Origin of the sequence: Sulfitobacter sp. EE-36 (genome assembly GCF_000152605.1) — a bacterium.
In the GTDB taxonomy this organism is placed as follows: domain Bacteria; phylum Pseudomonadota; class Alphaproteobacteria; order Rhodobacterales; family Rhodobacteraceae; genus Sulfitobacter; species Sulfitobacter pontiacus.
The window spans coordinates 171,592-193,385 of record NZ_AALV01000004.1; the positions used below are offsets into that span (position 1 = coordinate 171,592).

A 21,794-nucleotide genomic window follows, 5' to 3' on the forward strand; every position below is an offset into this window, starting at 1 on the left:
AGTTGAGACTCACAATCCAGTTCCCGTTAGAAGATGCGATCATCGCCGAACCCGAGCTTGCGGTGCTTGAAGGGATGAAGGCTGACGAACCGCTGTCGCATAGAATGGAGGACCGCCTGGTCAGTTATCTCCATCGCCATCTCTCATTGACTGCGGGCGGTGCCTCACTGCCACTGACGCTTTACGACGCCCGTATTCAGACTGCCTATCACGAACATGTCGGGCATTTTCTACAAATCGTTACTCAGTGGCGCGCGGCAAGTACTGAAATTGAACCAAATTCTCTCGTACTGAAGTACGACGCCGTGATGCACGAAGTACGAAATCACCGTGCGACAGTGCGATTTCTCATGCAGAATAGAGAAGCGCGCCAAATTGCGGAGTTCGGTTTTTTCGATGCGGAGAAAGGTATTCCCCTGGACCTGCGCGCAACTGGGCTCGAGTGATCTAGCCTTCTTTGCGCCGTTCACAAATGCCCAATCTGGCCCGCTAATGTAAATGTATCCCACACCAGCAACGTTCTGAGAGGTCAGTTCTTTACGCACAGCGGACTTCGGCTAAATACGCAGTGAACGTCTGGAATGCGCCTTCGTGTCGGATTTGTTGAACGGCCCAAAGCTGCTGCTAGCGCAGTGCTGCCATGTAGTATCGCTAAACCAGCCGTTCCACAGATCGCGCCAAAATGTTTATACTTGGAGAGTTAATATCCAGTCATTGGGTGCCGCCCCCTAGCGGCGAATGCTCACAAGGGGGCGCTTTGACCTAAAAAACCAGTTTGCTTCCGCTTTAGGTATACTTTCCGAAAAGGACATTTCGTGGATGATGTTGCCGGTTGCGACCTCGGTTCCGCCCGCTAGCGGCACCGTCACCCTTATGTCGCCACCAAGACGAATATAGCCTGGCCGTGCAGTTTCGTCATCCGGTTTCTGCTCAGAATTGACCGCGTCGCTCAACAGGTGATTGCCTGAAATCTCGATACGGATCATGTTGCCATTGTAGGGCGCTTCGATCAGGAAGCCGTCAGGCCATCCGTTGCCGGACTGCGGGCCGACATGGATTTCACCAACGAAGCTGTCCTCGAATTCACCCGTGCTGAGCAGGATTTCACTGTCTTTTGCCAACATGAACTTACAGACGACCTTGTTGCCGTAATCCGCGTTGTGAAGGATATAGGAGAAGTCCAGCGTGAAATCGCCGCATTCCGCACGGCCCCAGTGCCACGCCTTGAGAACACCTTCGATACCGGCATTGCCCCAATTGTGGTCGTGATAGCCGTGACCATCCTCGATAGCGATGGTTTCGCCCGCGACCTGAATGGTGCCCTTCACAACTGCGCGTGGTGCGGGCAGGACATGCGCGTTAAACACCGCCAGCGCCTCGTCGAAATACACCGCACCGGATCCGGCACGCCAGGATTCAACGGTCGCGACAAGTTCAAGGTCGACGACAAAAGTGATCTTCGGGAGATTTCCATAGTATCTCCTTCTGAAAGAGGTGGTAGGCCGATCAGCTTTCAGGCCGGTTCAGCAACTTTGCGTATTTCTTGAGAAACAGGTCCGCCCCCTTCATCTTGCGGGTCAGGAAGTCTCCTGCGGTGAAGAAAACAAGGAAGGAATTCCCCTGTTTGGGACCAAGCGGAACGAGGATCGGCGCCTTGCTGCCCCATGGCTTATAGGGCTTCATGTCTTCGATCGCCTTGCCCGCTGCCAATCCGGATAGCGTCGCTTTGAGCCAAGGCAGTTGGCGGCTTGTGGCCACGATTGTCATGGCGTCGCCGACATCCGCAACATCGCCCGCCGCAAACACGTTCGGCAACGAGGATGGGCGCATCCATGGGTCGACCTTGATCCGGTTGGCCGTCGTTTTCTGGACACCGGCAAGCGTTTCAAGCAGCTCGGAATTCGCGCGCGATCCGATAACCGGAAAGATCAGATCGAAGTCGTGCTGTGACCCATCGGCGAGTTGCAGGGTGCCCACGTAGGGCTCGGTCAAGCTTTTCAGGTTCTCCGCCCGCTGACCGAGAATGAGCGTGACACCAGCCTTGCGCAGTTTCGTAGCCAATGAAGCGCCCAGTTTTGACGGCATCGTCGGGAATAATGCCTCGTCGCTTGAGATCAACGTCACCTTCTTGTCCGGCATGGCATAGGCGATTTCGCCCGCAAGCTCGGTGCCAACGGCACCAGCCCCGACAATGCCAATGTTCTGCGCCGCTTTGAGTTGCTGGTGAATGCGCTGGTTGTCGCCCCTAAGGCCCGCAATATCAGCACCTTGAGGCTTGAAGGGCATCGCATTGCTGGACCCGGTGGCAACAACGATTTGATCCGCCTCTACCCGCGTGCCGTCCTCCAACGTGACACCTTCCGCGTCGATAGCCGTCGCCTTGGACGCGATGACCCTGCCGTTCGCGAGCAGCCGATCATAGGGAATGAGAGCGCGATCTAGCAGCGAAGGGTCGACAACCGCGCGGATCATGGCCGGCGCGTGAACGAAGTGACTGCGCGGCTCGATCAATATGACTTCCGCGGTGTCGTCGAGAGACTTCGCGAGTTCGGCGCCTATGTAACCGCCGCCGACAATGGCAATTTTCTGTGACATGATTTCTAACCTTCTTAGTCGCCTAACGGCGTTATTCTATGATTTGTAGGCAGCGTGATCGGCGGGATAGGTGATCTGTCCGAATTTCCCGGCGCGATACGCGCGGAACGCTTGGGCCAGCTCATCGTCGCTATTCATGACAAACGGGCCGCGCATGGCGATGGGGTCGGTGATCGCCTCACCGCCAAACAGCAGCAGATCAAGCGGTTCAACAGCCGGGTTGGTAATCTCCAACGTCCCATCCGGGGCGTCCAATCCGATGATGGTATGAGCGTCGATCTTGGCATCACCGACCACGGCCCCATGCGTCGGCAGGAATCCCGCGACTGGCAGACCGGCGTGCAAGGCGATATCAACCGTCGCAAGCGGCTCGATCCTGACGTGCCAGATGAATTCGCCCGCATAGGTGGGGATGGGCGAGGATTGTCCATCATACTGGCCAAGCAGAACTTTGACCTCCCCACGCCCACCCGCGAGCATTGCCACGGGCAGGTCCGGTGATGAGACGGACATGTATTGCGCAGGCTCGATCTTGTTCGACGCGGGCAGGTTGATCCAGAATTGAAAGGAATGCAGCACCCCGCCATCCCGGCGCAGGGGTGCCGCGAGCATTTCGTCGTGGACAATGCCATTGCCCGCCTTCATCCATTGCACGCCTCCCGCCGTGACAGAGCTGTTGTTTCCCAGGCTGTCAAAATGGGTCATGGCACCTTCCATGACATAGGTGAAGGTCACGATACCCGCATGGGGATGGGCAAAGCTGCCGTCCGGCTCGGGTAACTCACCGGCAGAAATTTCGCGCTTGGGAAGATGATCGAGAAGCAGGAAAGGGCCGACCGCATTCACAGCCCGGTTCGGAAGGGCACGTCCGATGGTAAATGTACCGACCTGATCGGGCTGCGCTGGCTCTTGAAAAGAAACTTGTTTCATTGAGTTGCTCCGGTTGTTGATCCAATGATAAGCGAAACGGAACTTGATTGATATTTATACTTATTTCGCATCTATATAATCTCTCCTTAACTTTCGGTGCCTCATGAAACTCGATCAACTGAATGTTTTGCGCGCTGTTGTTGAAACGGGCTCGGTCAAAACGGCTGCCGAGCGCCTCAACCGGACACAGCCGGCGATCAGCCAGGCATTGAAGGCTCTGGAATTCCAGACTGGGACCGAATTATTTGACCGGTCGGGGTATCGGCTTGAACTCACACCCGTCGGCAAACGGGTCTATCTTCAATCCTTGCGCGTTTTGACGGAGGCAGAGGATCTGGGTCAACTGATCCATCATTTCGAAAAAGGGCAGGAAGAGACGATCACGATCGCGGTGGATGCCACCACTAACCTCAACGCGCTGACCCCCGTCTTATGCAAACTGCAAACAGGTTTTCCCGAGACCCGCGTGGTCTTGCGCCCCGAGGTACTGTCCGGTGCTATCGAGGCCGTAAAAACAGGAACCGCGGCAATCGCGATTTCGCCAATGTCCTCGGTCATGCTCGAGGAAGAGGGTTTCGACTATATACCCCTCGGTACATCTACGTTGCGCAATGTTACGTCACCCTCCCTTTGGGCTGAGATGGACAATCCCAAGCGCCTCGCGGACTTGCGGCGCTTCCATCAGGTCATCGCAAGCGACAGCGGGCAAGCCGGAGGACTGTTCGACCGCGAAATCGGCGTCCAGAAAGGCCAACGCCGCTGGTACGTCAGCGACCTTCAGACAAAAAAGCACCTTTTGATCGCAGGCCTCGGTTGGGGCCGCCTGCCAGAGCACATGATTGCGGAAGAGTTGAAACAAGGGCGGCTGTGCGAGATAGACTTGCCACACACGCATCTTGCGTTCGACGTCACCATCTATGCGTTTCGCCAGTCCAAGCCAATCGTCCGCGCGGTAGCGGCATTGCTGTGGAAAGAATTTGAAGCCCATGCGATGTAAGACATGCGTATCGTAAAAGCCGGCTTTGATGGCCGATTTTCCAACGCATTTCTGCGGCCAACCTTTTATGAAAGTAATGCTCCGGTTATCCCCGTGATACTGACAAGGGTATCATTGAAATCCCTGCCAGTCTGATCGCAGCTTCGGCGACAGCGTCCGAAATGCCCGCCATAGCTATGCCGCCCTGCCCTTTGCCCTGGTCTTTGATGCGGACACGACCCTGCGGCGGATCACGGGCAGTATCCTTGCGGCGCTCGGCGTTGCCGCCGCACTTTGGGTAGCATTCAACAGCGATGTGCTCGGGGACCAATATGGCTTCATTGAAAGCGACTTTCAGCGCGCGGTCGCGGTGACGCTGCTCTTGGTGGTGCTCGAAACGGCCCGGCGCGGGGTCGGCTGGCCGCTGCCGCTGGTGGCGGGACTTGCGCTGCTCTACGGGTTGTTTGGACAGTATATTCCGGGTGAGTTCGGACATTCCGGCACGCCGGTTGAAAGTTTTTTCGGGACGCTGACCATTGCCGAGGGCGGCATCTGGGGCACGCTGACCGGGGCTTCGGTGTCGGTCGTGGCGATCTTTGTAATCTTTGGCGCGGTCCTGAACCTTGGTGAAGCGGGTCAGGGTTTCATGAACGTTGCGGCAGCAGCAGCGGGTCGGCTGAAGGGCGGTGCCGCCAAGGTTTCGGTGTTGTCGTCCGCCCTGTTCGGCTCCATCTCAGGCTCTGCCTCGGCGAATGTCGCCTCCACCGGCGCCATCACCCTGCCCGCGATGACGAAGCTTGGCTATCCCGCGCCTTGCCGCCGCGGTCGAGGCCGTAGCCTCCTCCGGCGGGCAGATCATGCCACCCCTGATAGGTGCCGGTGCCTTTATCATGGTCGAGCTTACCGGCGTTCCCTACACCGGCATTATGGCCGCCGCAGCCCTGCCAGCGCTGCTGTATTTCGTCGCGGTCTGGATGGGCATCAACACCTATGCCAGGCGAGAACTGGTTGAAGGTCGCGCTGACAGCAATGGCACTTGGCATTGGGCTTTATATCATTCCGTTGGGCATGGTCGCCAACCCCGACATGCTGCGGCTCTCGGACGCTCCACTGGCCGCTTTCTTGGCGGCGGCGCGCGTGGCCTTGGGTCTGACGTTACTCTCGTCCGGTCTGATCGGAGCGCGCCGACCCATACCGACGATCGCGCTCTGTGCGGCCGGGCTGACGGTTGTATTCTCAGGCCTCTGGTTTTGACCAATTTAGTGTAGTTGCTGCTGGCTTTGACAGATACAGGCATTGCCAAGTTGTTCAGCTAGCATGATCCGGCTATTTCAACGTCGTGAAACCCCAACCAGCGTCCTGCGCCTGAGGGGCTTCCAGTTCCCTCGCGCAATCATCGCATAGGCTGTTTGGTCTTACCATCGCGTCGCAATGAGCACGGCCGACGTTGAAGACACCTGGTGGCCGGCGCGGTGTGATTGTAAGCCGGGAAGCAGTCCGGTTGTAGGTCACTCGCTTTGGTCCAAATTGCGCATATTGCGGCCGGCGCGTTCGTCCTCGACATTCTCGTGCAAACACGACGAAACACGAAAGCAGCCAAGCGGTTTCTCCAAATGTTGATCAATCAGTTCGGCGAGCCGAGGGCCATGATCACCGACAAGCTGTGCAGCTGTGTCAAGCCGATCAAAACATTGGCACCGGAGGCTGACCACCGCGCCCACGAGGGATTGGACAACACCATCGACGGATCACACAGGCCGACCCGCAAGCGAGAGAAGATATTCGGCCGGTTTAAGTCACATCGGCAGACTCAGAGGTTGCTATCCGCTCACGATCAGACCAACCTGATTTTCCGTCCCGCCGATTTCAACGCGCCGCAAACTCATATCGCCATGCCCGAGATGACGCGTTCAGCCTTTGGGCAGAATACACCATCGAAGTGGTGGCGTGATTTACAGACCAGCAACACACTACGACACGCGGCCAACAACTTGGCACTGCCGAAACAGCAAACGGGTATGATCATGTCTCTATACACGAAATCTTTGACCATATGGCTTCTGGCCACCCATTCTGCCTTGGCGCATGAATTTTGGATTGAACCTCGGGCCTACACTTTCCCGTCACAGGCAACGATTGAGGCGGATTTATTGGTCGGATCTGAGTTTGTCGGGCAGGATTATATTTTCATTCCGAAGGGATACAGCTCGGCCCTGTTTTCCAGAGGTGACGTTGAAACAGAGCTGGCGTTTACCGGACAAGATAACCCGTCGTTGAGCCTCCAGTCGGGCGAAAACGGGCTGCACGCTATTGTACTTGTTTCAAATGCAAGCACCCTAAAGCATGACACGCTGGCCGACTTTCGTGAATTTGCTGAAACCGTAGGGCGTGGTGCCGAAGTATTTAGCACCCGGCCGGGTCAGCCCATCAGAGAAGCCTATTTCCGTTATGCGAAAACCTTGGTGGGGGTGGGCGACAATAGCGGGCAGGATCGTGCATATGGCGCAATTTACGAGTGGGTAGCGCTGGATAATCCTTATGTTACTTTGGACGGGCCGGTCCGCTTTCAGCTGCTCTTGAATGGCGAAGCAAACGCCAATCAACCGGTTCAGGTATTTGCGCGGCCTGTTGGGTCCGAAGCCGAGACAGGACCGCAGCATATGATGACGGATGCGAATGGCATATTGACGCTTTCGGATGACATTCGTGGAGAGATCATGATCAACAGCGTAAAATTGCTGCCGGTAAAGCATAATGACTTTGATTGGGTGAGCTATTGGGCGTCGCTGACTTTTGAACGGTAGCAGCGTCTTGGGGGCAAGTGCCACTGGCTTGGGTCAATACAAACCCTGAATTTCCAAAGGCAACTGCTGTACTTCTTGTTTTTTAAGGATCGTTCTAGGCTGCTGTGTGGCGTCGGCTGCTTTCAGGCGGTTGAACCGGCGCGAAGAAGCTTCGGTGATATCTTCACGGCTGCGCAGGATCGTGGGTCTTAGAAAGACAAAAAGTGTACGCTGGGTATTGCGGGCATTACGCGATTTGAAAAGCTCTCCGACCACCGGTAGATCGCCAAGACCGGGCACCTTGCTGCTGCCATTGATGCGGTCGTCGGTTATCAGCCCACCAAGCACGACTGTTCCGCGGTTGTCGGCCATTACGGTTGTATTAATCACCCGCCGGTTGGTCACAAGATCCGCGGCACCTTCAACATTGGCATTTGTTAGGCTCGATATTTCCTGTTCGATGACCAGCTGCACCACACCTCCGGCCGTGATCCGGGGCACGACATTCATCGTGATGCCGACATCGCGTCGTTCAATCGTGGTAAAGGGGGTCGCCGTATTCCCATCGGTGGCGAAGCTACCCGTCCGGAAGGGAACGTTCTGGCCGACGACGATGGTCGCGGGTTCATTGTCCAGCGTCGTGACCGAGGGCGTCGACAAAAGCCGCGCGCTCGTAGACTGCGACAGGGCCTGCACCAAAATACCAAAGTCATTGCCACCGGCACCAAGCGTCAGTCCCGTAGACAAGGCAGACCCGGCGGGGACACCAACAGCAGCAAGCACGGACCCCAGCGATACCCCTCCCCCATTAGAGAAGTTCGAGGCGGCGATTGCTCCGTTCGGCACATTCGGGCCAAGCCCCAGCTGGACCCCAAGCCGCTCTGCGACCTCGCCGGACACTTCGACAATAGCTGCCTCGATCATCACCTGCGGGCGACGCACATCAAGGGCATGAACGAGTTGCCCGACTTCTTGGACCTGCGCCGCAGTGCCGCGAACAACGATAGAATTCGTTTCGACAGAGGCGGTGATATTGACAGCATCCGGGGCGACGACGCGGTTTAGCGGCACAAATTGTCCGTCCGACGTGGCTTCGGCTGACTGTGCGCCCACATCGGCGGCAACTGCGTTGGTGATGTCAGTGGCATCCCCCACCGTACCTTTGATGATGTCTGCAATGATCTGTGCGTCGCCATACTGGAGGTTGAAAACTGTGGTAGCGACGGCCTCGCGGGGGTCTTTCCGTGGCGCAACGTCCATGGCGATGGCAAGGCTGCGAATTTCTGCAATGTCTTCAGGCGTGCCACGGACAAGCAGTAGATTGGACCCTGCATCAACGGACAGGCGCGCGCCTGTACCCGCTTGACCAAGTACCTCTAGGATCGCACTGCCGACGGTGACCGCATCGGCACTGCGAAAGCGCAGCACCTCAGAGCGGACAAGGGCATCTCCGTCAAAGCTGCGCGCGATGGCCATGATCCGGTCCACATTGGCGCGGGTATCGGTAATGACCACGCCATTAGGATCTTCGACGGCTTCGATATATCCCGATTCCGCGACAAGCGGGCGCAGGACGCGCACGGCTTCGGCAGAGGGCAGCCGGTTCAGGCGCAACATCTCGGTTACGAAGTCTTGACTGCCAGCGATGACTTCTTCGCCAAGATTAGGTCCGCTCGCAGTGCGCGCTTCGGCCTCGGGGATCACTTGCCAGATTGATCCGGCCTGAACGGCAACAAATCCGCGTACCCGCAGAATGGATTGGAACAACGACCAGACGCCTTCTTTGTCCAGCGCCTCGGCAGAGACGACAGTCACCTCTCCCACCAACCCCGGATCAAGCACCAAGGTGCGGCCGGTTATTTCGGAAATCTGTTCAACGAGCAAAGAGATGTCTGCGTCTCGCAGATTGATGACAAAGGTTTCCTGAGCGCGCACAGGGGCGGGCAGCATCAGTAAAACTGCGAGGGCAAGGGCTGCTATATGGCGAAGCGCAAGGTTCACTGCAGCGGAAATGACATAACGATCGTTCGGCCATTCCTTTCGACTTCGATACGGGCCAAGCCAGACGCCGCAATCACGTCATACAGTTCCCGATCCTGATCGACATTGCCGACGCTTTCACCATTTACACTTGTCACGATGTCACCTGCTCTCAGACCGGCGCGGTTTACGCCTACGTCGTGCTTTTCAGCGATGGTATATCCTTTTTCCCCTGGCACCAAGCCAATCGTATCCAGAACCTCAGCGGGGTTGGCGATGATGCGGTCGCGCCACATGTCGATGTAATCCTGTGTTGTCACGGGCTGAGCGCGTGCAGCGGCATCCACCTGTTCACTGATGGAACTGCCCTGCCCAGATGTCATAAGCGCCAGCAGCCGTTCCGCGCCTGTCGGGACTTGCGGACCATCGGCGACCAGATCCGCACCGGCAAAATAAAGGCGGCTCTCGGTGTCTTTTGTCAGCACGGTTACGTGGTTTTGTGAAATAGAGGTGAGCGTCGTACCGGGGACGACCTCATCGCCGATGCGATAGTTGCCTTCAGTCGTGTCCGACCGCAGCAATGCCAGCGAGCGGGTCGGATCATCGCGTACGATGACCCCGAGCAAAATCAGGGTCTGCGGTATCGCGGCCGTCTGAGCATCTGCCACCGCGACTTCCGCAGCGCCGAACGGTGCAAGAGCCAGCGCAGGCGCAAGGTCGGGCAGTGCCTCGGGCTCTTGTGCGGGGGGGCGAAGCTTCGCAATAGGGGGGATAACGCGATCGTGGCCCAGCACACGCCAAGTCGCTTCGGCACCCGCCGCGGCCACGCTGGAAACGGCCGTCAGGATCACGCCCAATCGAAGCCATTTCGCCGCATGGTCAAAGCGCGTCATGACGGGTCTCCTGACGCGACATATCCATCCAGAATATACAAGACCCGATCCGTCCCTGAAACGGCGCTGCCGACAGAGACGGCCTGCACATCGGGGTCGCTGGTCGGGCGGCGCGTCACGTCGAGATCGAATTCAATGCCGTATACCTCAAGCGGCTCTGCGCCGATTGCCACCCCTGCCCGGACTTCTGAAAGGCGGTATTCGGCGGCCCACCGTGCCGCGACCCGATCCGAGAGATCGGCGATGCGTTTACTGTGCCCCTGCGTGGCCGACAGCAGCGATACGGCACCCAAGGCAAGGACGGCCATCGCCGCCAGCGCTTCGATCAACGTGAACCCTGCATCGTCCTGACTTGTCATTCTACCTCCTGAAGATGCGCCGCGCTGACGCCGTCGAACCGAACATACTCCGCCGCGCCGCCACCCGCACGCAATTCAAGCGACAAGGGGCTGTCCCCAGTCGGGCGTGAATCCGTGGAAACGACGATCGCGCCAGCACTTCCAACGATCCGCGTGCGACCGGCCAGCAGATGGGGTTCTTTCAGGACCGGTAAAGGATGCGGCACCCAGATTTCCCCGTTATAGACATCGAACCTATAGCCCTCCGCGCCCCAAACGAAGCCCATTGGCACCCCCGTCAGGATCACATCGTCCGCTGCCCGATTTAGCCTGGCGACAAGAAGGTCGGCCTCTTGCTTGGCAATATCACCACGTGACCCGCTGCCGATGTTAAGCCCGACAATCCCGGCCATTATTCCGACCAACACCAGTACCACAAGCACCTCAACAAGCGTCACGCCCGCGTCTTGGTGTCGGTCAGGGGCGGCCGTGGTTTTCACCTGCTGGCCTGCAGCCGCCCATGTGCCAGATCTGCCGCGACCCCTTCGCCGCCGGGTGCCCCATCTGCCCCAAGCGACATCAGATCGAACCCGCCATTCGCACCCGGATAGACGTAGATGTAATCATTCCCCCAAGGATCGACCGGCACAGCCGTCAAATACCCACCCGCGACCCAGTTGCGGGGTTCGGGCGGCGCGGTGGGACGCACGGCCAAGGCCTGCAATCCCTGTGCGGTCGTGGGATAGGTGCGGTTGTCCAAGCGGTAAAGTTCGAGCGCCGAGCCGACTGCGCGGATGTCGGACTGCGCAACGGTCACCCGTGCTTCGTCTGGGCGCCCGATAACGTTGGGCACAATGATCGCCGCCACCAGCGCGATAATGACCAGCACCACCATCATCTCGATCAGAGTTACGCCCGCTTCACCGTCGCGGCGGCTGCGGTGGGACGCGGGGCGGCCCCCCAGCTTTTTCCAGTGACGCATGAAACTGTTTCCCTATCTGTTACGTGGCTTTCCGTATACTATGGCAACAACGGGACGATTGAAAAGGTAATTTTTCGTGATAAGTCAAGGCATTACGCCAGATTTAAACGCCTCGGAGCGCCCTGTACGGCTGCCCGCGTCTGACGCTTTAAAAGTGCCTTTGACCACGAGAAATTCGGCCATGGTTGCACGGGCCGAACTTTATTGCCCGCAGGTTGATGGGCTGGCCGCCCGTCCGGTCAGTGCAGAACACGTCAGCAGTTTTATCGTTCATGTACCCAGATCCAATGCGCGGCAACGGCAGGCGTTGATCACCTTTGCTGTCGAAGAGCGGATTGCCGCACCGCTGCAGTCCGTCCAGATCATCCAAGGCCCGCTCGCCGATGCGTCGCCCGGGGATCACCTGGCGTTTGTCCTGTCCAATGACGTGATGACGCAGGTGACACAGGAAGATGCGCCGCACCTCCCCGAATATCTGTTAATCCCCCGTCCACCGTCCGACAATGGTTCCGCGTGGGCTGTCTGGAAAGAAGGCAATCGTGCGGTTGTGCGCTGTTCCGACGGGACGGGTTTTGCCGCCAATGTGAATATGCTGCCGCTTTTATGGCAGCGCGCTGGCCGGCCGTCGCTGCGCGCGCTTGGCGAACCGTTGGGAGCGGATCTTCCAGCCGAAAATCTGTCAGCCACACCACCCCCACCGGACCCGATAGACGTGGCCTTCAGCTTTGCTCAGCCGCGCAAGGCTGCAGCACGGGGGTTGGCTGCGTGGAAGTGGGCTGCCGTCGCTGTTGGGTCTGCTTTAGCGCTGCATATGACCATCGCGGCTTTGAACCTGCGCGCCCTCTCTCAGATCGCACAGACAGAGCGCCGCGCTGCAGAGCTGGCCATTTCGGACATCCTGCCCGGAATGGCCCTAACCCGAGAGGTTGGCCCCGTTCTCGCACGCCTGACACCTGCGCAGGCGGTTGTAAAGGAAAGCAGCTTTTTGCCCCTGCTCAGCGATATCTCGCGCGTGCTGACGGACGCGCCGGTTGGTTTCAGGCGCATGGCATGGGGCGCGTCAGAGAATACATTGGTGGTGCTCATGCAGAGCCCTGGTCTGGACGACCTGCAAGGCATCGAGCAGACGCTAGAGGCATCGGGCTTTGCCGTGCGCAGCGGTGCCGCCACAGCGGGCGATGGCGGTGCAGAGGTCGAAATGCGGATCGCGCGGGGGGATGGGGGATGAAAGCTTTTGCCGCGCTCAACCCGCGTGAAAGGCGTCTGGTGGGCATTGTGCTACCGCTCGCCATCGTGGTTGTGGGTTATCAATTCTTATGGGCTCCGCTGCATCGGGCGCAGGCCGAAGCGCGCGCAGACATTCAAGCATTTCGCCTTGTTCAGGACACAGCTGCGCTGGCGTCCGTCGACACGATCGTGTCATTGCAACCGCTCAACGAGACGCCTCTTGCCACGCGGATCACCACCTCGGCATCCGCGGCAAACCTGACCCTGCGGCGCATTGAGCCTGAAAACGACAGCATCCGGGTCACTTTGGACGATACACCCTTTGCGACCATATTGCTGTGGCTCTCTGATCTGGAAGAGCAGCACGATGTGAGGGTAGAGGCGCTCGAGGTGGATCGGCGCCCGGCACCGGGCCGTGTTTCGGCGCGTTTGCTTTTAGGATCGTTGCAATGACCCATGCCAGCACCCAGACCCGCCTTTCCTATGGTTTCGCGCAAAGCCAAGGGGTCATTCTATTACCTGCCTCTGAAGACCGTGCGGAGCCACGCTGTCAATATCGCCATGATGCCTCTTTCGAAGCCCTGATCGAAGCACAGCGCGTGTCTGGCACCGCTGTGACATTCGAGGAAATATCGGCTGCCGAGTTTGAAGCGGCTCTTGGCACGATCTACCGCGATTCCGCGTCCGAGGCCGCACAGGTGGCTGCGGATGCAGACGATGATCTGGCCTCATTGGCGGACACCGCCGCTTCGATCGACGATCTGCTGGCCCAAAATGACGATGCGCCCGTGGTGCGGCTGATTAATGCCCTGCTGCTCGAGGCGGTCAAGGAAGGCGCGTCTGACGTGCATATCGAGACGGAGGAGCGGCGACTTTTGGTGCGCTTTCGGGTCGACGGCATTCTACGCGAGGTGATCAGCCCGAAACGCGCACTCGCGCCGCTGCTTGTCAGCCGGATCAAGGTGATGGGCAAACTCGACATCGCTGAAAAACGCCTTCCGCAGGACGGCCGCGTTTCGTTGCGGGTAGGAGGCTATGACCTTGACGTGCGCATCTCGACGATCCCCTCTCAATTTGGCGAGCGTGTGGTGCTGCGACTTTTGGACCGGGGGCAGACATTGCGCGGGATCGACCATCTTGGCCTGTCGGATCGCGATAATACGGTGCTGAAACGGATCCTGTCCTTGCCCGATGGGATGGTGCTGGTGACTGGACCGACCGGTTCGGGCAAGACCACGACGCTTTATGCTGGTCTGGATATGCTGAACGACCGGCAACGCAACATCATGACCGTCGAGGACCCGATCGAATATACGATGGACGGTGTTGGCCAGATGCAGGTCAACGCAAAGACCGATCTCAGCTTTGCCAGAGGGTTGCGCGCCATTCTACGGCAAGATCCGGATGTGATTATGGTCGGCGAGATCCGGGACCGCGAGACGGCACAGATCGCCGTGGAATCCGCCATGACCGGGCATCTGGTCATCTCGACCTTGCACACCAACACGGCCATCGGTGCCGTGTCTCGACTGGTCGAAATGGGTGTCGAACGATTTTTGCTGGCTCCTATGCTGCGCGGGCTGATCGCACAGCGGCTGGTGCGGCGCAATTGCACCGACTGTCTGGGCGACCACGAGGTCACGCAGGCGGAAAGCGATCTCTTGGGGCAAAAGATTAAGCCCGGAGAGATCGTGAAGAAGGGGCTTGGCTGCGATACCTGTCAAGCCAGCGGCTATCGCGGACGTCTGCCGCTGTATGAAATTATCGAGGTCGACGGCGCGCTTGAACGCAAGATGCACGAAGGGCGATCCGAAGCCGAGCTGATCGCTGCGGCGCGGGATCGCGGCCCGAGCATTCTGGACGACGGCATCGCCAAGATGCGTTTGGGCCTCACCACTGCACAGGAAGTCGCGCGCGCCATCCACGACGGTGCCCCGCCGCAACCCAGCATATCGCTTGCCGCATCACAAGAGGATGAATAATGCCAGCCTATGCCTATGAAGCGATGACGCCCGCGGGCAAGTCGACCAAGGGGATCATAGAGGCCGCAAGTGCCGCCGCCGCGCGCAGCAGTCTGCGCCAGCGCAACCTCGCGCCGCTGTCGGTTGAACCAACCGTCGCAAAAAAGGGGAAAGCGACAAAGGGGGCGGGCTTTGGCAGGGCCAAGATTTCGCGCCGCGCGCTGACCCTACTGACCCGACAGCTTGCCACGCTGATCGGTTCGGGGATCGGTGTGGAGCAAGCGCTCAAGACAGTGGCAGACCAGCAGAACAAGCCTGCTGTTACATCACTGTTGTTGAACCTGCGCGCCTCAGTGCTCGACGGGCGCAGCTTTGCGCAGGCGCTTGGCGAGTATCCTCATGTGTTCGGAGACTTTTACCGTGCGTCGGTCGCCGCGGGGGAAACCTCGGGGCAGCTTGGCCAAGTGATGGAACATCTGTCCGGCTTCGTGGAAACCCGCGCCAAGAACCGGCAGACGGTGCAGCTTGCGTTGCTGTATCCCGCGATCCTTGCCGTCGTTTCGCTTGCGGTAATCGTAGCACTGTTGACCTTTGTGGTGCCTGACATCGTGCGCGTTTTCACCTCTCGCGGGGCGGAGCTGCCGTTCCTGACCCGATCGTTGATTACGGTAAGTGATTTTATCAATGCGTGGGGTATTGCAATGCTCGGCGTGCTTGCTGCCGTTATCCTTGGCGGGGCCAGCCTGCTGCGGCAACCGGCGATGCGGCTGCGTTGGCATCGATTTCTATCGCGTTCGGTGCTGACGCGGGGGTTCTCTCTCAAGACAAACTCGGTGCAGTTTGCGGGTACCTTGGCAACCTTGACCGTCAGCCGCGTGCCGCTTGTAGATGCCTTGACCGCTGCTACGCAGACCGTGCCAAATTTGCATGTTCGCGAAAAAGTCGCCCAAGCCACGGCACGCGTACGCGAAGGGACCGCGCTTTCACGGGCGCTGGACGATGCCAAAGTCTTCCCCCCGATGCTGATCGCGATGATCGCAAGTGGCGAAGCGGGGGGCGTGCTGGGGACAACGCTGACCCGCGCAGCCGACGATCAGGAGCGCGATCTGAATGCATTGGTAGCCGCATTGGTGGCACTGGTCGAACCTGCCGTACTGCTGATCATGGGTGGGATCGTGATGCTTTTGGTGCTCTCGATCCTGCTGCCGATCGTTAACCTCAACAATCTGGTGAATTAGAATGGCATTTCTATGATCATCGGCCCGCTCGTCGGCATGCCCGGCACCAGCACGGCGCCTTCGGGCTCAATACGCGCGACTAGCCGCCGTTCCCCTGTCACCGTGACCTTGGCCAGCGTGCTGTCACGGTCCGTCAATATTGCTATGGCGTCGCGGCCTTGGGTCGTCAGGTCCAACGTCATCTGTGGCACTGTTGTGTCGCGCCCCAATAGATCTTTGCACCGCCCTTCGCTGATCAGAACCGCGCCCGCCGCAGCAGCGGCACCCTTGCGCCAGCTCAGCCGTTGCACATCAACGACGGCCTGCGACGTGCAGTTTTTCAATGCGGCCCCGGGGATCAGGTCGACCAAACCGGGCCCGATACGCCCCACAATGTCCGTCGCGCTCATGGATGCTGGGGTAAAGGTCGCGACGCCTGTCAGCTGCGTATCGGGGCCTTGCAAAGTCCAGTCCGCGACCCCGCGAGCAGCGAACAAAGGCCAGCCGCGCAGGTCCCAATCCAGCGAATATCCACCGTCCAACACAGCACGCCCTTCCCACAGGCCGCCATACAGGTCAGTAATCGGAGCAGGGATGACGGCAATACGGCGCAAGGCCGATGCCGGGAGGGTGACAAACAATGTCGTCACGTAAACGAGGAATGCAAAAGATGCCAAAAGCACAGCCGATACAATCCATCGAAACCGTGACTTCCGGTGCCTTTTCCCCTCTGTCGCGGCGGCGGGTATTGTTGGGTCTTGGTGGGTCATCGGCGCTCATTGGTTTATCGGGCTGCGGCGGGTTGTCTTTGACAGGTGACACTGAACTGCCGCCTGAAAATGCGGTGGGACAGGCCGTTTTGCTGGCCCCGCTTACCGGCCCGCGTGCGTCATTAGGACAGATCATGCTGGCAGCCGCAAGCCTTGGCGGCAACGCGACCGGCCCAGGGGCCGAGGTCGAGGTGGTCGATGCTGGCGATAGCCCCGAAACAGCCGTTGCTGCCGCGCAAAAAGCGATGGACGGCGGGGCGAAGATGTTACTTGGTCCGCTTTTCTCCGGCCAGAGCCGCGCGGTCGCCGAAGCTGTCGGGCGCGGTACGCCCGTTGTTTCACTGTCGAACGACAGCTCTATCGCCGGAGATAACCTGTTTGTATTCGGCATCACACCGCAGCAATCAGCGAAATCGATCCTCGGCTTCGCGGCAACCCGCGGCAAGCGCAACGTTGTTACTGTTGTTCCTCCGGGGCCATTTGGTGCCTTGTCCGCGCAGGCGGCGCAATCCGTCGTCGGGGCGACAGGGGGTACCGCTCCGCCAGCGATTGTTGCCGCATCCGCCGCTGGCCTGATCGACAAGATCCGGGCCGCGAACGGCGGTGCGCTGCCAGATGCGGTTTATCTGCCCGTTGTGGGTGGCCCCTTTGAAGAACAGGCCGCGGCGATCAAGAGCGCGGGGGTGCAGCTGCTTGGCTCGGAACAATGGGCATCGATCACGCCTTACCGGATCGACGCATTGCAGGACGGTTGGTTTGCCGCACCCGACCCTGTTCGTTTCGAAGCCTTTGCTACGGCCTTTACCGCGTTCAGTGAAACCGAGGCGGGTGTGCTTGGTGGGTTAGCCTTTGATGCCGTCGAAATGGCGCGAATTCTTGGTCGCATTGGCCAGCAGAACCGCAAAGGGTTGCTGCGCGACGCCGGTTTCGACGGTGTCGTCGGCCCCTACCGTTTCCAAAAGGACGGCCAATGCGCACGCGGGCTGGCTATCCTAAGCGTGACAACCGGCGCGAATAACCTGATTGGCTCTACCGGCGCATGACCCTTAACCGCGACCAAGAGGCTGGCGTGACCCTGATCGAGATGCTGGTCGCGCTTAGTCTGTTCGCTTTGGTGGGTATTGCCTCGTTTACCACACTGGACACGATCTTGCGTGTCCGCGAACGCACCGATGACCGGCTCGAGCATCTGGCACAATTGGATCGGGCGTTGCTGGTCTTCGGGCGCGATATTGTGCAGGCGGACCCCAGTACGGTGACGCTTCGGGATGGGGTCCTGTCCACTCTCGGACATGATGGCCAGACCAGACGCCAATATCTGCACGATGCAAATACGCTTAGCCGCGAGATAGGCCCCCAAAATGCGGATGATCTGTTGCGGCAATCCTTGATACTGGATGTCAGCGCGCTGACGTTTCGCGTGCTTGATAGGGATCGTATCTGGCATTCAACGTGGCCCCTCCCCGACAGCGAGAGCGAAGCGCTGGCCGTGGATATGCGCGTGGACATTGATGGAATTGGCAGTCTGAGGCGGCTTTCGTCTTTGACCCGCCCTGCGCCCCGATGAGCCGCGCCGGTATACGATATCCGGACGCCGGCGTCGTGTTGATCAACGTGTTGGTGGCGCTCGCGTTGGGGTCTGCGATCGTTGTCTTGATGTTCACCTCGCAAGAAGCCCTGATGGAACGCACCCAGCGAGCAGCCGCAGCGACCCAGGCCGAGGCGCTGGCCTTGGGCGCGGAGACCTCGATTATCGTGGCGTTGCGCCGGGATATGGACGTCGCACCCGAGACGGATCATATGGCCGAACCATGGGCGTTGGCAGCACAAGAAGAAGTGCAACTAGAGACGGGTAGCTTTGCGATCAACGTATCAGATGCCCAAGCGCGGTTTGATTTGAACGGGCTTGCAGCGGGGCGCCTCTCGCAACAGCAAATCCTTGCGCGGCTGGTCAAATCTCTGGACCTGCCCGACAGCGTGGCCTTGGACATCAACGACCGAATTTCCCGCCGCGGCCCCATACGCGCGTTGTCCGAGGTCGAGCTTTTGGACGCGCAGACGCGTGCGATACTGGCCCCCCACGTCAGCCTGCTACCGCAACCCGGAGATGTGAACATCAACACCGCAAGTGAAGCGGTCATCGCGGCAGTGCTGGGATCGCCAACCGCCGCAAGACAACTGGTCAAGCGGCGCGAACAAAACGGTTTCCTCACGCGCGGGGATGTGACCGATGCTGGCATTGTCGCGCTGAACGGCATTGGTTTCACGTCAGACGTCTATGACGTGGAAAGCCGCGCAGAAGTGGATGGCACGACGGTTATCCTGACGTCCCGGCTGCTGCGCGAAGACAGGCTGGGGCGAAAAGACACCTATGCGATCGAGCGCAGCTTTTCAAAGCATCTGGGATCGAAGGGGAGCTTGCCTACCCCAAAGCCCTTCCATCCCTAAGGGTAAAATACGAAACGCGGCCACTCTATGGAGCGGCCGCGCCTCTTTCTTATTCTCACACCCCCGAAAAGGAGCCAATCAACCTAGGGGTTGAAAGGTTCGCTCGTCGGGAACCGTGGCACTGTGACCCCCGCGAGGGAGATCGGCTGGGCATTGCGATCCTGGTTGAAGGCGCGCACAAAATCGGCCCCCAATTTGGAAATGCCGTTTAGTCCGCCGCTGCTACCACAAGCGACTAGAACGCCGGCCACAACCACAAGAACTGAGATACTCTTCAACATCGGAATTCTCCTATTCTATGGGTTTAGTTGTTCGGCGAGCCAGCAATTGGTGTGTTCAAGTAGGGGAACACGGTTTGCAACTCGGTGGCGCGCAAAGGTGCCCCATCGGTCAACGGCACTAGGCCCGCAGGCGCGGTATCGTTGGGATCGCCTTTGCCACAAAGACCCAGATTTACATTGTCTTCGGCACTTGGGTCTCCGCTAAGCTCTTGCCCGAGAGGCACATCATGGCACAACCGGCCCATCATCACGCGCAGCGCAAGATCGACAGTGTCATCCGCCGGACGGCGACCGTTGGGAAAGCCCGCAAGGTCTTCAGCCAAAAGGCCAAAGGTATGCTGCTCGGACGCGGGTGTCGCCGGGAACGCTGTATTCAAACGCAGCATTTCAGACAGGTCTGTCTTCGTATCGAAGCCAGCAGGCTGGTTTACGCCCTGAAAACCGCTGAGGAACGCGGTAACAAGGTCGTTCCGGGGGAAGTTCGACGGAGCGATATTGTCCGATGCACCCAACGCATCGCGGAACAGGATATCCAGTAGCGCCGGCAGGGTCGGATTGGTCACATAGACAGCCAGTGCCTCGTCAATTGTAGGCTCTGCTGCGTTAAACAGATCCTTGTCGGAAAGGCCGATGACCACCTCGTTGACCAGCGGGTTGGACAAGCGCGACTGCTGTACCCAAGCGCCACCATAAATCGAGGTCTTCTCGTAGGTGGGCGACGGATCTTCCAACTCGCCTTGTGGCAGGCTGGCAGTCGTCCATGCCCCGATGACCGGCTCATCCCCTTGGGTCAGACAGGAGATTGGAATTTCCAAAGCCAGCGTTGTGACATTGGCTTTACCAATCAGGTCGTCATTGGCGCGGTCCTGCACGATCCCGTTCGCGTTGAAATTGGGATCGTTATACTGGGACCACATCGGGTTATCTGGTCCCTGCACTGGAACGAGGTTCACCAGATCAAAGATTTCGCCAAGGTTCACCGCGAAGGCCTCTGCGCGCTGGCCAGCAAAAACCCGGCCCGTTCCGCAGCCCGGAATTTTTACATCGTCATAGATATAGGCGTTCGCGTATTCGGCATAGTCAGGCAAGGTCTTGTTGCCAACGTTGTCGAGCGGCTTGGTAAAGGTCGTGCCGCCGCCATGCGAAAGAGACGTTCTTTTGCCGCTGCGACGGTCCCCCGTGATCATGGTCACGCTATAGCTTTCGGTTTCACCCAGAGCGGCAGTCGGGCTGCTGGCTGTGATCTGGCCTGCGGCGCGCAGCGGAATGCCCACTTTCTCGCCGCCGATGTCCAGCTGGATACCAGTGCCGTCTTTCAGATTATTGTCGAATTGGAACTGAAAGGTGATCTCTTCTTCGGCATCGGCGTCATTGCTGACATGGATCTCGTAGATCGCATCAGGGTCCATGGTGAAATAGTTGGGTCCACCATAGGGGGCCTGCAAAGGCTGGTAATTTGCAATGAGGGTCACGTAGTCGCCGCGGTTTGCCTCGTAGCTTTTGAACATGTAGAAATCTGTCGCGTCGATCTTTGGCTGCTCGGTAATGCCCGGCGCCTCACGGTGCGATGATGCAGTTGCAATGCTTGCTGTCAGGCAAAGCGCTGTAGCGCAGCTTCCCTGCAACAAGGTACGAATGGTAAATTTCATGTTTCACTCCCAAGTTGGCTTATTTTATGTGCCGAGACCAATGGTCATCGGATCGCCCTGCGAGTGCTGAAAAAATTCTATTCACTACCCGCATTGAATGAGCCACGTGCTGCCGCCGAGAAAGTTTCACAGTTTATGATAGAATATCTCATTTAGATGGAACCTAGGCACACTGGCGTTTTCGCTGCCTGCCGTGTCTTATGCGCGAATGCCTGTGTTCATCCTGTCATCCCTCATTCTGATTCCGATTTTGGGTCAGCTTGTTCGTATTGATCTGCGCCAACACCGCCTGCCGGATCGCTATACGCTTCCGCTGATCTGCGTCGGACTGGTAACGAATGCCCTCGCGCAGCGTGCCCTCCCGACGGAGGCGATCTGGGGCGCTATCATTGGCTATGTGGTATTCTGGCTGATCGGAGCGGTCTATTTCCGCAGCCGTGGGCAGGAAGGGTTGGGCTTGGGTGATGCAAAGCTACTGTCGGCAGCGGGTGCATGGGTTGGGGTTTTCGCCTTGCCTTGGGTCGTGCTCCTGTCGGCTCTGGGTGCTCTTGGATACGCAGTGCTCTCAGGCCACGGGCGCCAAGAGCGCCTCGCGTTTGGTCCATGGATTGCCGGGGCCCTTCTTCTTATTTGGTTCGGAAAAGGGCTTTTTTCAGAGGTATAGAAACGCGTATTACCCCTGTGTACGGCATTTTACGCCGCCATCTCGCGGATGATGGCGCTGATCATATTACCCTCACGGGCCAGTCGGTCATACGCGGTGC

The 21,794-nt window shown here is 58.7% G+C and carries 22 protein-coding genes and 2 pseudogenes; 14 read left to right on the plus strand and 10 right to left on the minus strand.

Translation table 11 applies throughout. From position 1 onward, the window contains the following. Positions 1 to 2: 2 nt before the first annotated feature. Positions 3 to 446, plus strand: coding sequence for a hypothetical protein (locus tag EE36_RS00850; protein WP_156785501.1), 444 nt, complete (start codon positions 3 to 5; stop codon positions 444 to 446). A 282-nt stretch (positions 447 to 728) separates the two neighbouring features. On the opposite strand, the gene EE36_RS00855 is transcribed toward EE36_RS00850, so the two are convergent. The 3 genes from EE36_RS00855 to EE36_RS00865 form a co-directional block, all read right to left on the minus strand. Then, positions 729 to 1,391: a hypothetical protein gene (locus tag EE36_RS00855; RefSeq protein WP_005848535.1), complete on the minus strand. Its 663-nt coding sequence runs from the start codon at positions 1,389 to 1,391 to the stop codon at positions 729 to 731. Between the two features lie 115 nt (positions 1,392 to 1,506). Next, positions 1,507 to 2,595: an NAD(P)/FAD-dependent oxidoreductase gene (locus EE36_RS00860; protein WP_005848537.1), complete on the minus strand. Its 1,089-nt coding sequence runs from the start codon at positions 2,593 to 2,595 to the stop codon at positions 1,507 to 1,509. Between the two features lie 36 nt (positions 2,596 to 2,631). After that, a complete protein-coding gene (locus EE36_RS00865; RefSeq protein WP_005848538.1) occupies positions 2,632 to 3,525 on the minus strand; it encodes a pirin family protein in 894 nt (297 codons plus the stop codon). Between the two features lie 103 nt (positions 3,526 to 3,628). Between EE36_RS00865 and EE36_RS00870 the strand changes: the two genes are divergently transcribed. The 5 genes and pseudogenes from EE36_RS00870 to EE36_RS00885 all read left to right on the plus strand — a co-directional run bounded on the left by EE36_RS00870 (position 3,629) and on the right by EE36_RS00885 (position 7,305). Next, the gene (locus EE36_RS00870) at positions 3,629 to 4,522 is read left to right on the plus strand and encodes a LysR family transcriptional regulator (RefSeq protein ID WP_005848540.1); all 894 of its coding nucleotides are present in this window, start codon (positions 3,629 to 3,631) and stop codon (positions 4,520 to 4,522) included. 412 nt (positions 4,523 to 4,934) lie between these two features. Next, positions 4,935 to 5,460: pseudogene (locus tag EE36_RS17670) on the plus strand (TRAP transporter large permease subunit); the annotation flags it as partial. A gap of 70 nt (positions 5,461 to 5,530) precedes the next feature. Beyond that, positions 5,531 to 5,755, plus strand: a complete 225-nt coding sequence (locus tag EE36_RS17675; protein WP_254655528.1) for a hypothetical protein — start codon at positions 5,531 to 5,533, stop codon at positions 5,753 to 5,755. A 63-nt stretch (positions 5,756 to 5,818) separates the two neighbouring features. Beyond that, positions 5,819 to 6,452: pseudogene (locus EE36_RS00880) on the plus strand (transposase). Next, positions 6,403 to 7,305: a DUF4198 domain-containing protein gene (locus EE36_RS00885; protein ID WP_368072179.1), complete on the plus strand. Its 903-nt coding sequence runs from the start codon at positions 6,403 to 6,405 to the stop codon at positions 7,303 to 7,305. The pseudogene EE36_RS00880 and the gene EE36_RS00885 overlap by 50 nt, the downstream one beginning before the upstream one ends. A gap of 33 nt (positions 7,306 to 7,338) precedes the next feature. On the opposite strand, the gene gspD is transcribed toward EE36_RS00885, so the two are convergent. The 5 genes from gspD to gspG are packed head-to-tail and all read right to left on the minus strand — an operon-like array spanning position 7,339 to position 11,477. Next, on the minus strand, positions 7,339 to 9,234 hold the full coding sequence (gspD, locus tag EE36_RS00890) for a type II secretion system secretin GspD (protein WP_005848548.1): 1,896 nt from the start codon (positions 9,232 to 9,234) through the stop codon (positions 7,339 to 7,341). 47 nt (positions 9,235 to 9,281) lie between these two features. Continuing rightward, complete coding sequence (locus tag EE36_RS00895; protein ID WP_005848550.1) at positions 9,282 to 10,157, minus strand: type II secretion system protein N; 876 nt, start codon at positions 10,155 to 10,157, stop codon at positions 9,282 to 9,284. Continuing rightward, the gene (gene gspI, locus EE36_RS00900) at positions 10,154 to 10,516 is read right to left on the minus strand and encodes a type II secretion system minor pseudopilin GspI (protein WP_005848554.1); all 363 of its coding nucleotides are present in this window, start codon (positions 10,514 to 10,516) and stop codon (positions 10,154 to 10,156) included. The genes EE36_RS00895 and gspI overlap by 4 nt, the downstream gene beginning before the upstream one ends. Beyond that, a complete protein-coding gene (locus tag EE36_RS00905; protein WP_005848556.1) occupies positions 10,513 to 10,995 on the minus strand; it encodes a prepilin-type N-terminal cleavage/methylation domain-containing protein in 483 nt (160 codons plus the stop codon). Before EE36_RS00905 ends, gspI begins: the two co-directional genes overlap by 4 nt. Beyond that, positions 10,992 to 11,477 carry a type II secretion system major pseudopilin GspG gene (gspG, locus tag EE36_RS00910; RefSeq protein WP_005848557.1) on the minus strand — a complete coding sequence of 162 codons (486 nt, stop codon included), beginning with the start codon at positions 11,475 to 11,477 and terminating at the stop codon, positions 10,992 to 10,994. The genes EE36_RS00905 and gspG overlap by 4 nt, the downstream gene beginning before the upstream one ends. A 181-nt stretch (positions 11,478 to 11,658) precedes the next feature. On the opposite strand from gspG, the gene EE36_RS17550 reads away from it, so the two are divergent. The 4 genes from EE36_RS17550 to gspF are packed head-to-tail and all read left to right on the plus strand — an operon-like array spanning position 11,659 to position 15,903. Then, positions 11,659 to 12,705: a hypothetical protein gene (locus tag EE36_RS17550; RefSeq protein WP_005848560.1), complete on the plus strand. Its 1,047-nt coding sequence runs from the start codon at positions 11,659 to 11,661 to the stop codon at positions 12,703 to 12,705. Then, entirely contained in the window at positions 12,702 to 13,157 is a 456-nt protein-coding gene (gene gspM, locus EE36_RS17555) for a type II secretion system protein GspM (RefSeq protein ID WP_005848562.1), read from the plus strand. The genes EE36_RS17550 and gspM overlap by 4 nt, the downstream gene beginning before the upstream one ends. Beyond that, positions 13,154 to 14,686, plus strand: a complete 1,533-nt coding sequence (locus EE36_RS00925) for a GspE/PulE family protein (protein WP_005848564.1) — start codon at positions 13,154 to 13,156, stop codon at positions 14,684 to 14,686. The genes gspM and EE36_RS00925 overlap by 4 nt, the downstream gene beginning before the upstream one ends. Then, positions 14,686 to 15,903 (plus strand): type II secretion system inner membrane protein GspF, encoded by a 1,218-nt coding sequence (gene gspF, locus EE36_RS00930; RefSeq protein WP_005848566.1) that lies wholly within the window; start codon positions 14,686 to 14,688, stop codon positions 15,901 to 15,903. Before EE36_RS00925 ends, gspF begins: the two co-directional genes overlap by 1 nt. On the opposite strand, the gene EE36_RS00935 is transcribed toward gspF, so the two are convergent. Beyond that, positions 15,900 to 16,559, minus strand: a complete 660-nt coding sequence (locus EE36_RS00935) for a hypothetical protein (protein WP_156785502.1) — start codon at positions 16,557 to 16,559, stop codon at positions 15,900 to 15,902. The two genes, gspF and EE36_RS00935, sit on opposite strands and share 4 nt — an antisense overlap. Here EE36_RS00935 and EE36_RS00940 point away from each other — a divergent pair. Genes EE36_RS00940 through EE36_RS00950 form a run of 3 tightly spaced genes read left to right on the plus strand, consistent with a single transcriptional unit; the run spans position 16,553 to position 19,100 of the window. After that, entirely contained in the window at positions 16,553 to 17,695 is a 1,143-nt protein-coding gene (locus tag EE36_RS00940) for a penicillin-binding protein activator (RefSeq protein WP_156785503.1), read from the plus strand. The two genes, EE36_RS00935 and EE36_RS00940, sit on opposite strands and share 7 nt — an antisense overlap. Then, positions 17,692 to 18,219 (plus strand): type II secretion system protein GspJ, encoded by a 528-nt coding sequence (locus EE36_RS00945; protein ID WP_005848571.1) that lies wholly within the window; start codon positions 17,692 to 17,694, stop codon positions 18,217 to 18,219. The genes EE36_RS00940 and EE36_RS00945 overlap by 4 nt, the downstream gene beginning before the upstream one ends. After that, the gene (locus EE36_RS00950; RefSeq protein ID WP_005848573.1) at positions 18,216 to 19,100 is read left to right on the plus strand and encodes a general secretion pathway protein GspK; all 885 of its coding nucleotides are present in this window, start codon (positions 18,216 to 18,218) and stop codon (positions 19,098 to 19,100) included. The genes EE36_RS00945 and EE36_RS00950 overlap by 4 nt, the downstream gene beginning before the upstream one ends. Positions 19,101 to 19,404: 304 nt before the next feature. Here the strand turns inward: EE36_RS00950 and EE36_RS00960 are convergent, their stop codons facing one another. Beyond that, the gene (locus EE36_RS00960) at positions 19,405 to 21,030 is read right to left on the minus strand and encodes a DUF4331 domain-containing protein (protein WP_005848576.1); all 1,626 of its coding nucleotides are present in this window, start codon (positions 21,028 to 21,030) and stop codon (positions 19,405 to 19,407) included. Between the two features lie 208 nt (positions 21,031 to 21,238). On the opposite strand from EE36_RS00960, the gene EE36_RS00965 reads away from it, so the two are divergent. After that, positions 21,239 to 21,694 (plus strand): A24 family peptidase, encoded by a 456-nt coding sequence (locus EE36_RS00965; RefSeq protein ID WP_005848578.1) that lies wholly within the window; start codon positions 21,239 to 21,241, stop codon positions 21,692 to 21,694. The last annotated feature ends 100 nt before the right edge of the window (positions 21,695 to 21,794 follow it).

What these genes read in the sequence shown, in the direction of transcription:
- EE36_RS00860 (WP_005848537.1), bottom strand. Translation starts at nt 2,595, where the DNA reads ATGTCACAGAAAATTGCCATTGTCGGCGGCGGTTACATAGGCGCCGAA.
- EE36_RS00865 (WP_005848538.1), bottom strand. Translation starts at nt 3,525, where the DNA reads ATGAAACAAGTTTCTTTTCAAGAGCCAGCGCAGCCCGATCAGGTCGGT.
- EE36_RS00870 (WP_005848540.1), top strand. Translation starts at nt 3,629, where the DNA reads ATGAAACTCGATCAACTGAATGTTTTGCGCGCTGTTGTTGAAACGGGC.
- EE36_RS17675 (WP_254655528.1), top strand. Translation starts at nt 5,531, where the DNA reads ATGGCACTTGGCATTGGGCTTTATATCATTCCGTTGGGCATGGTCGCC.
- EE36_RS00885 (WP_368072179.1), top strand. Translation starts at nt 6,403, where the DNA reads ATGACGCGTTCAGCCTTTGGGCAGAATACACCATCGAAGTGGTGGCGT.
- gspD (WP_005848548.1), bottom strand. Translation starts at nt 9,234, where the DNA reads ATGCTGCCCGCCCCTGTGCGCGCTCAGGAAACCTTTGTCATCAATCTG.
- EE36_RS00895 (WP_005848550.1), bottom strand. Translation starts at nt 10,157, where the DNA reads ATGACGCGCTTTGACCATGCGGCGAAATGGCTTCGATTGGGCGTGATC.
- gspI (WP_005848554.1), bottom strand. Translation starts at nt 10,516, where the DNA reads ATGACAAGTCAGGACGATGCAGGGTTCACGTTGATCGAAGCGCTGGCG.
- gspG (WP_005848557.1), bottom strand. Translation starts at nt 11,477, where the DNA reads ATGCGTCACTGGAAAAAGCTGGGGGGCCGCCCCGCGTCCCACCGCAGC.
- EE36_RS17550 (WP_005848560.1), top strand. Translation starts at nt 11,659, where the DNA reads ATGGTTGCACGGGCCGAACTTTATTGCCCGCAGGTTGATGGGCTGGCC.
- gspM (WP_005848562.1), top strand. Translation starts at nt 12,702, where the DNA reads ATGAAAGCTTTTGCCGCGCTCAACCCGCGTGAAAGGCGTCTGGTGGGC.
- EE36_RS00925 (WP_005848564.1), top strand. Translation starts at nt 13,154, where the DNA reads ATGACCCATGCCAGCACCCAGACCCGCCTTTCCTATGGTTTCGCGCAA.
- gspF (WP_005848566.1), top strand. Translation starts at nt 14,686, where the DNA reads ATGCCAGCCTATGCCTATGAAGCGATGACGCCCGCGGGCAAGTCGACC.
- EE36_RS00940 (WP_156785503.1), top strand. Translation starts at nt 16,553, where the DNA reads ATGCCAAAAGCACAGCCGATACAATCCATCGAAACCGTGACTTCCGGT.
- EE36_RS00945 (WP_005848571.1), top strand. Translation starts at nt 17,692, where the DNA reads ATGACCCTTAACCGCGACCAAGAGGCTGGCGTGACCCTGATCGAGATG.
- EE36_RS00950 (WP_005848573.1), top strand. Translation starts at nt 18,216, where the DNA reads ATGAGCCGCGCCGGTATACGATATCCGGACGCCGGCGTCGTGTTGATC.
- EE36_RS00960 (WP_005848576.1), bottom strand. Translation starts at nt 21,030, where the DNA reads ATGAAATTTACCATTCGTACCTTGTTGCAGGGAAGCTGCGCTACAGCG.
- EE36_RS00965 (WP_005848578.1), top strand. Translation starts at nt 21,239, where the DNA reads ATGCCTGTGTTCATCCTGTCATCCCTCATTCTGATTCCGATTTTGGGT.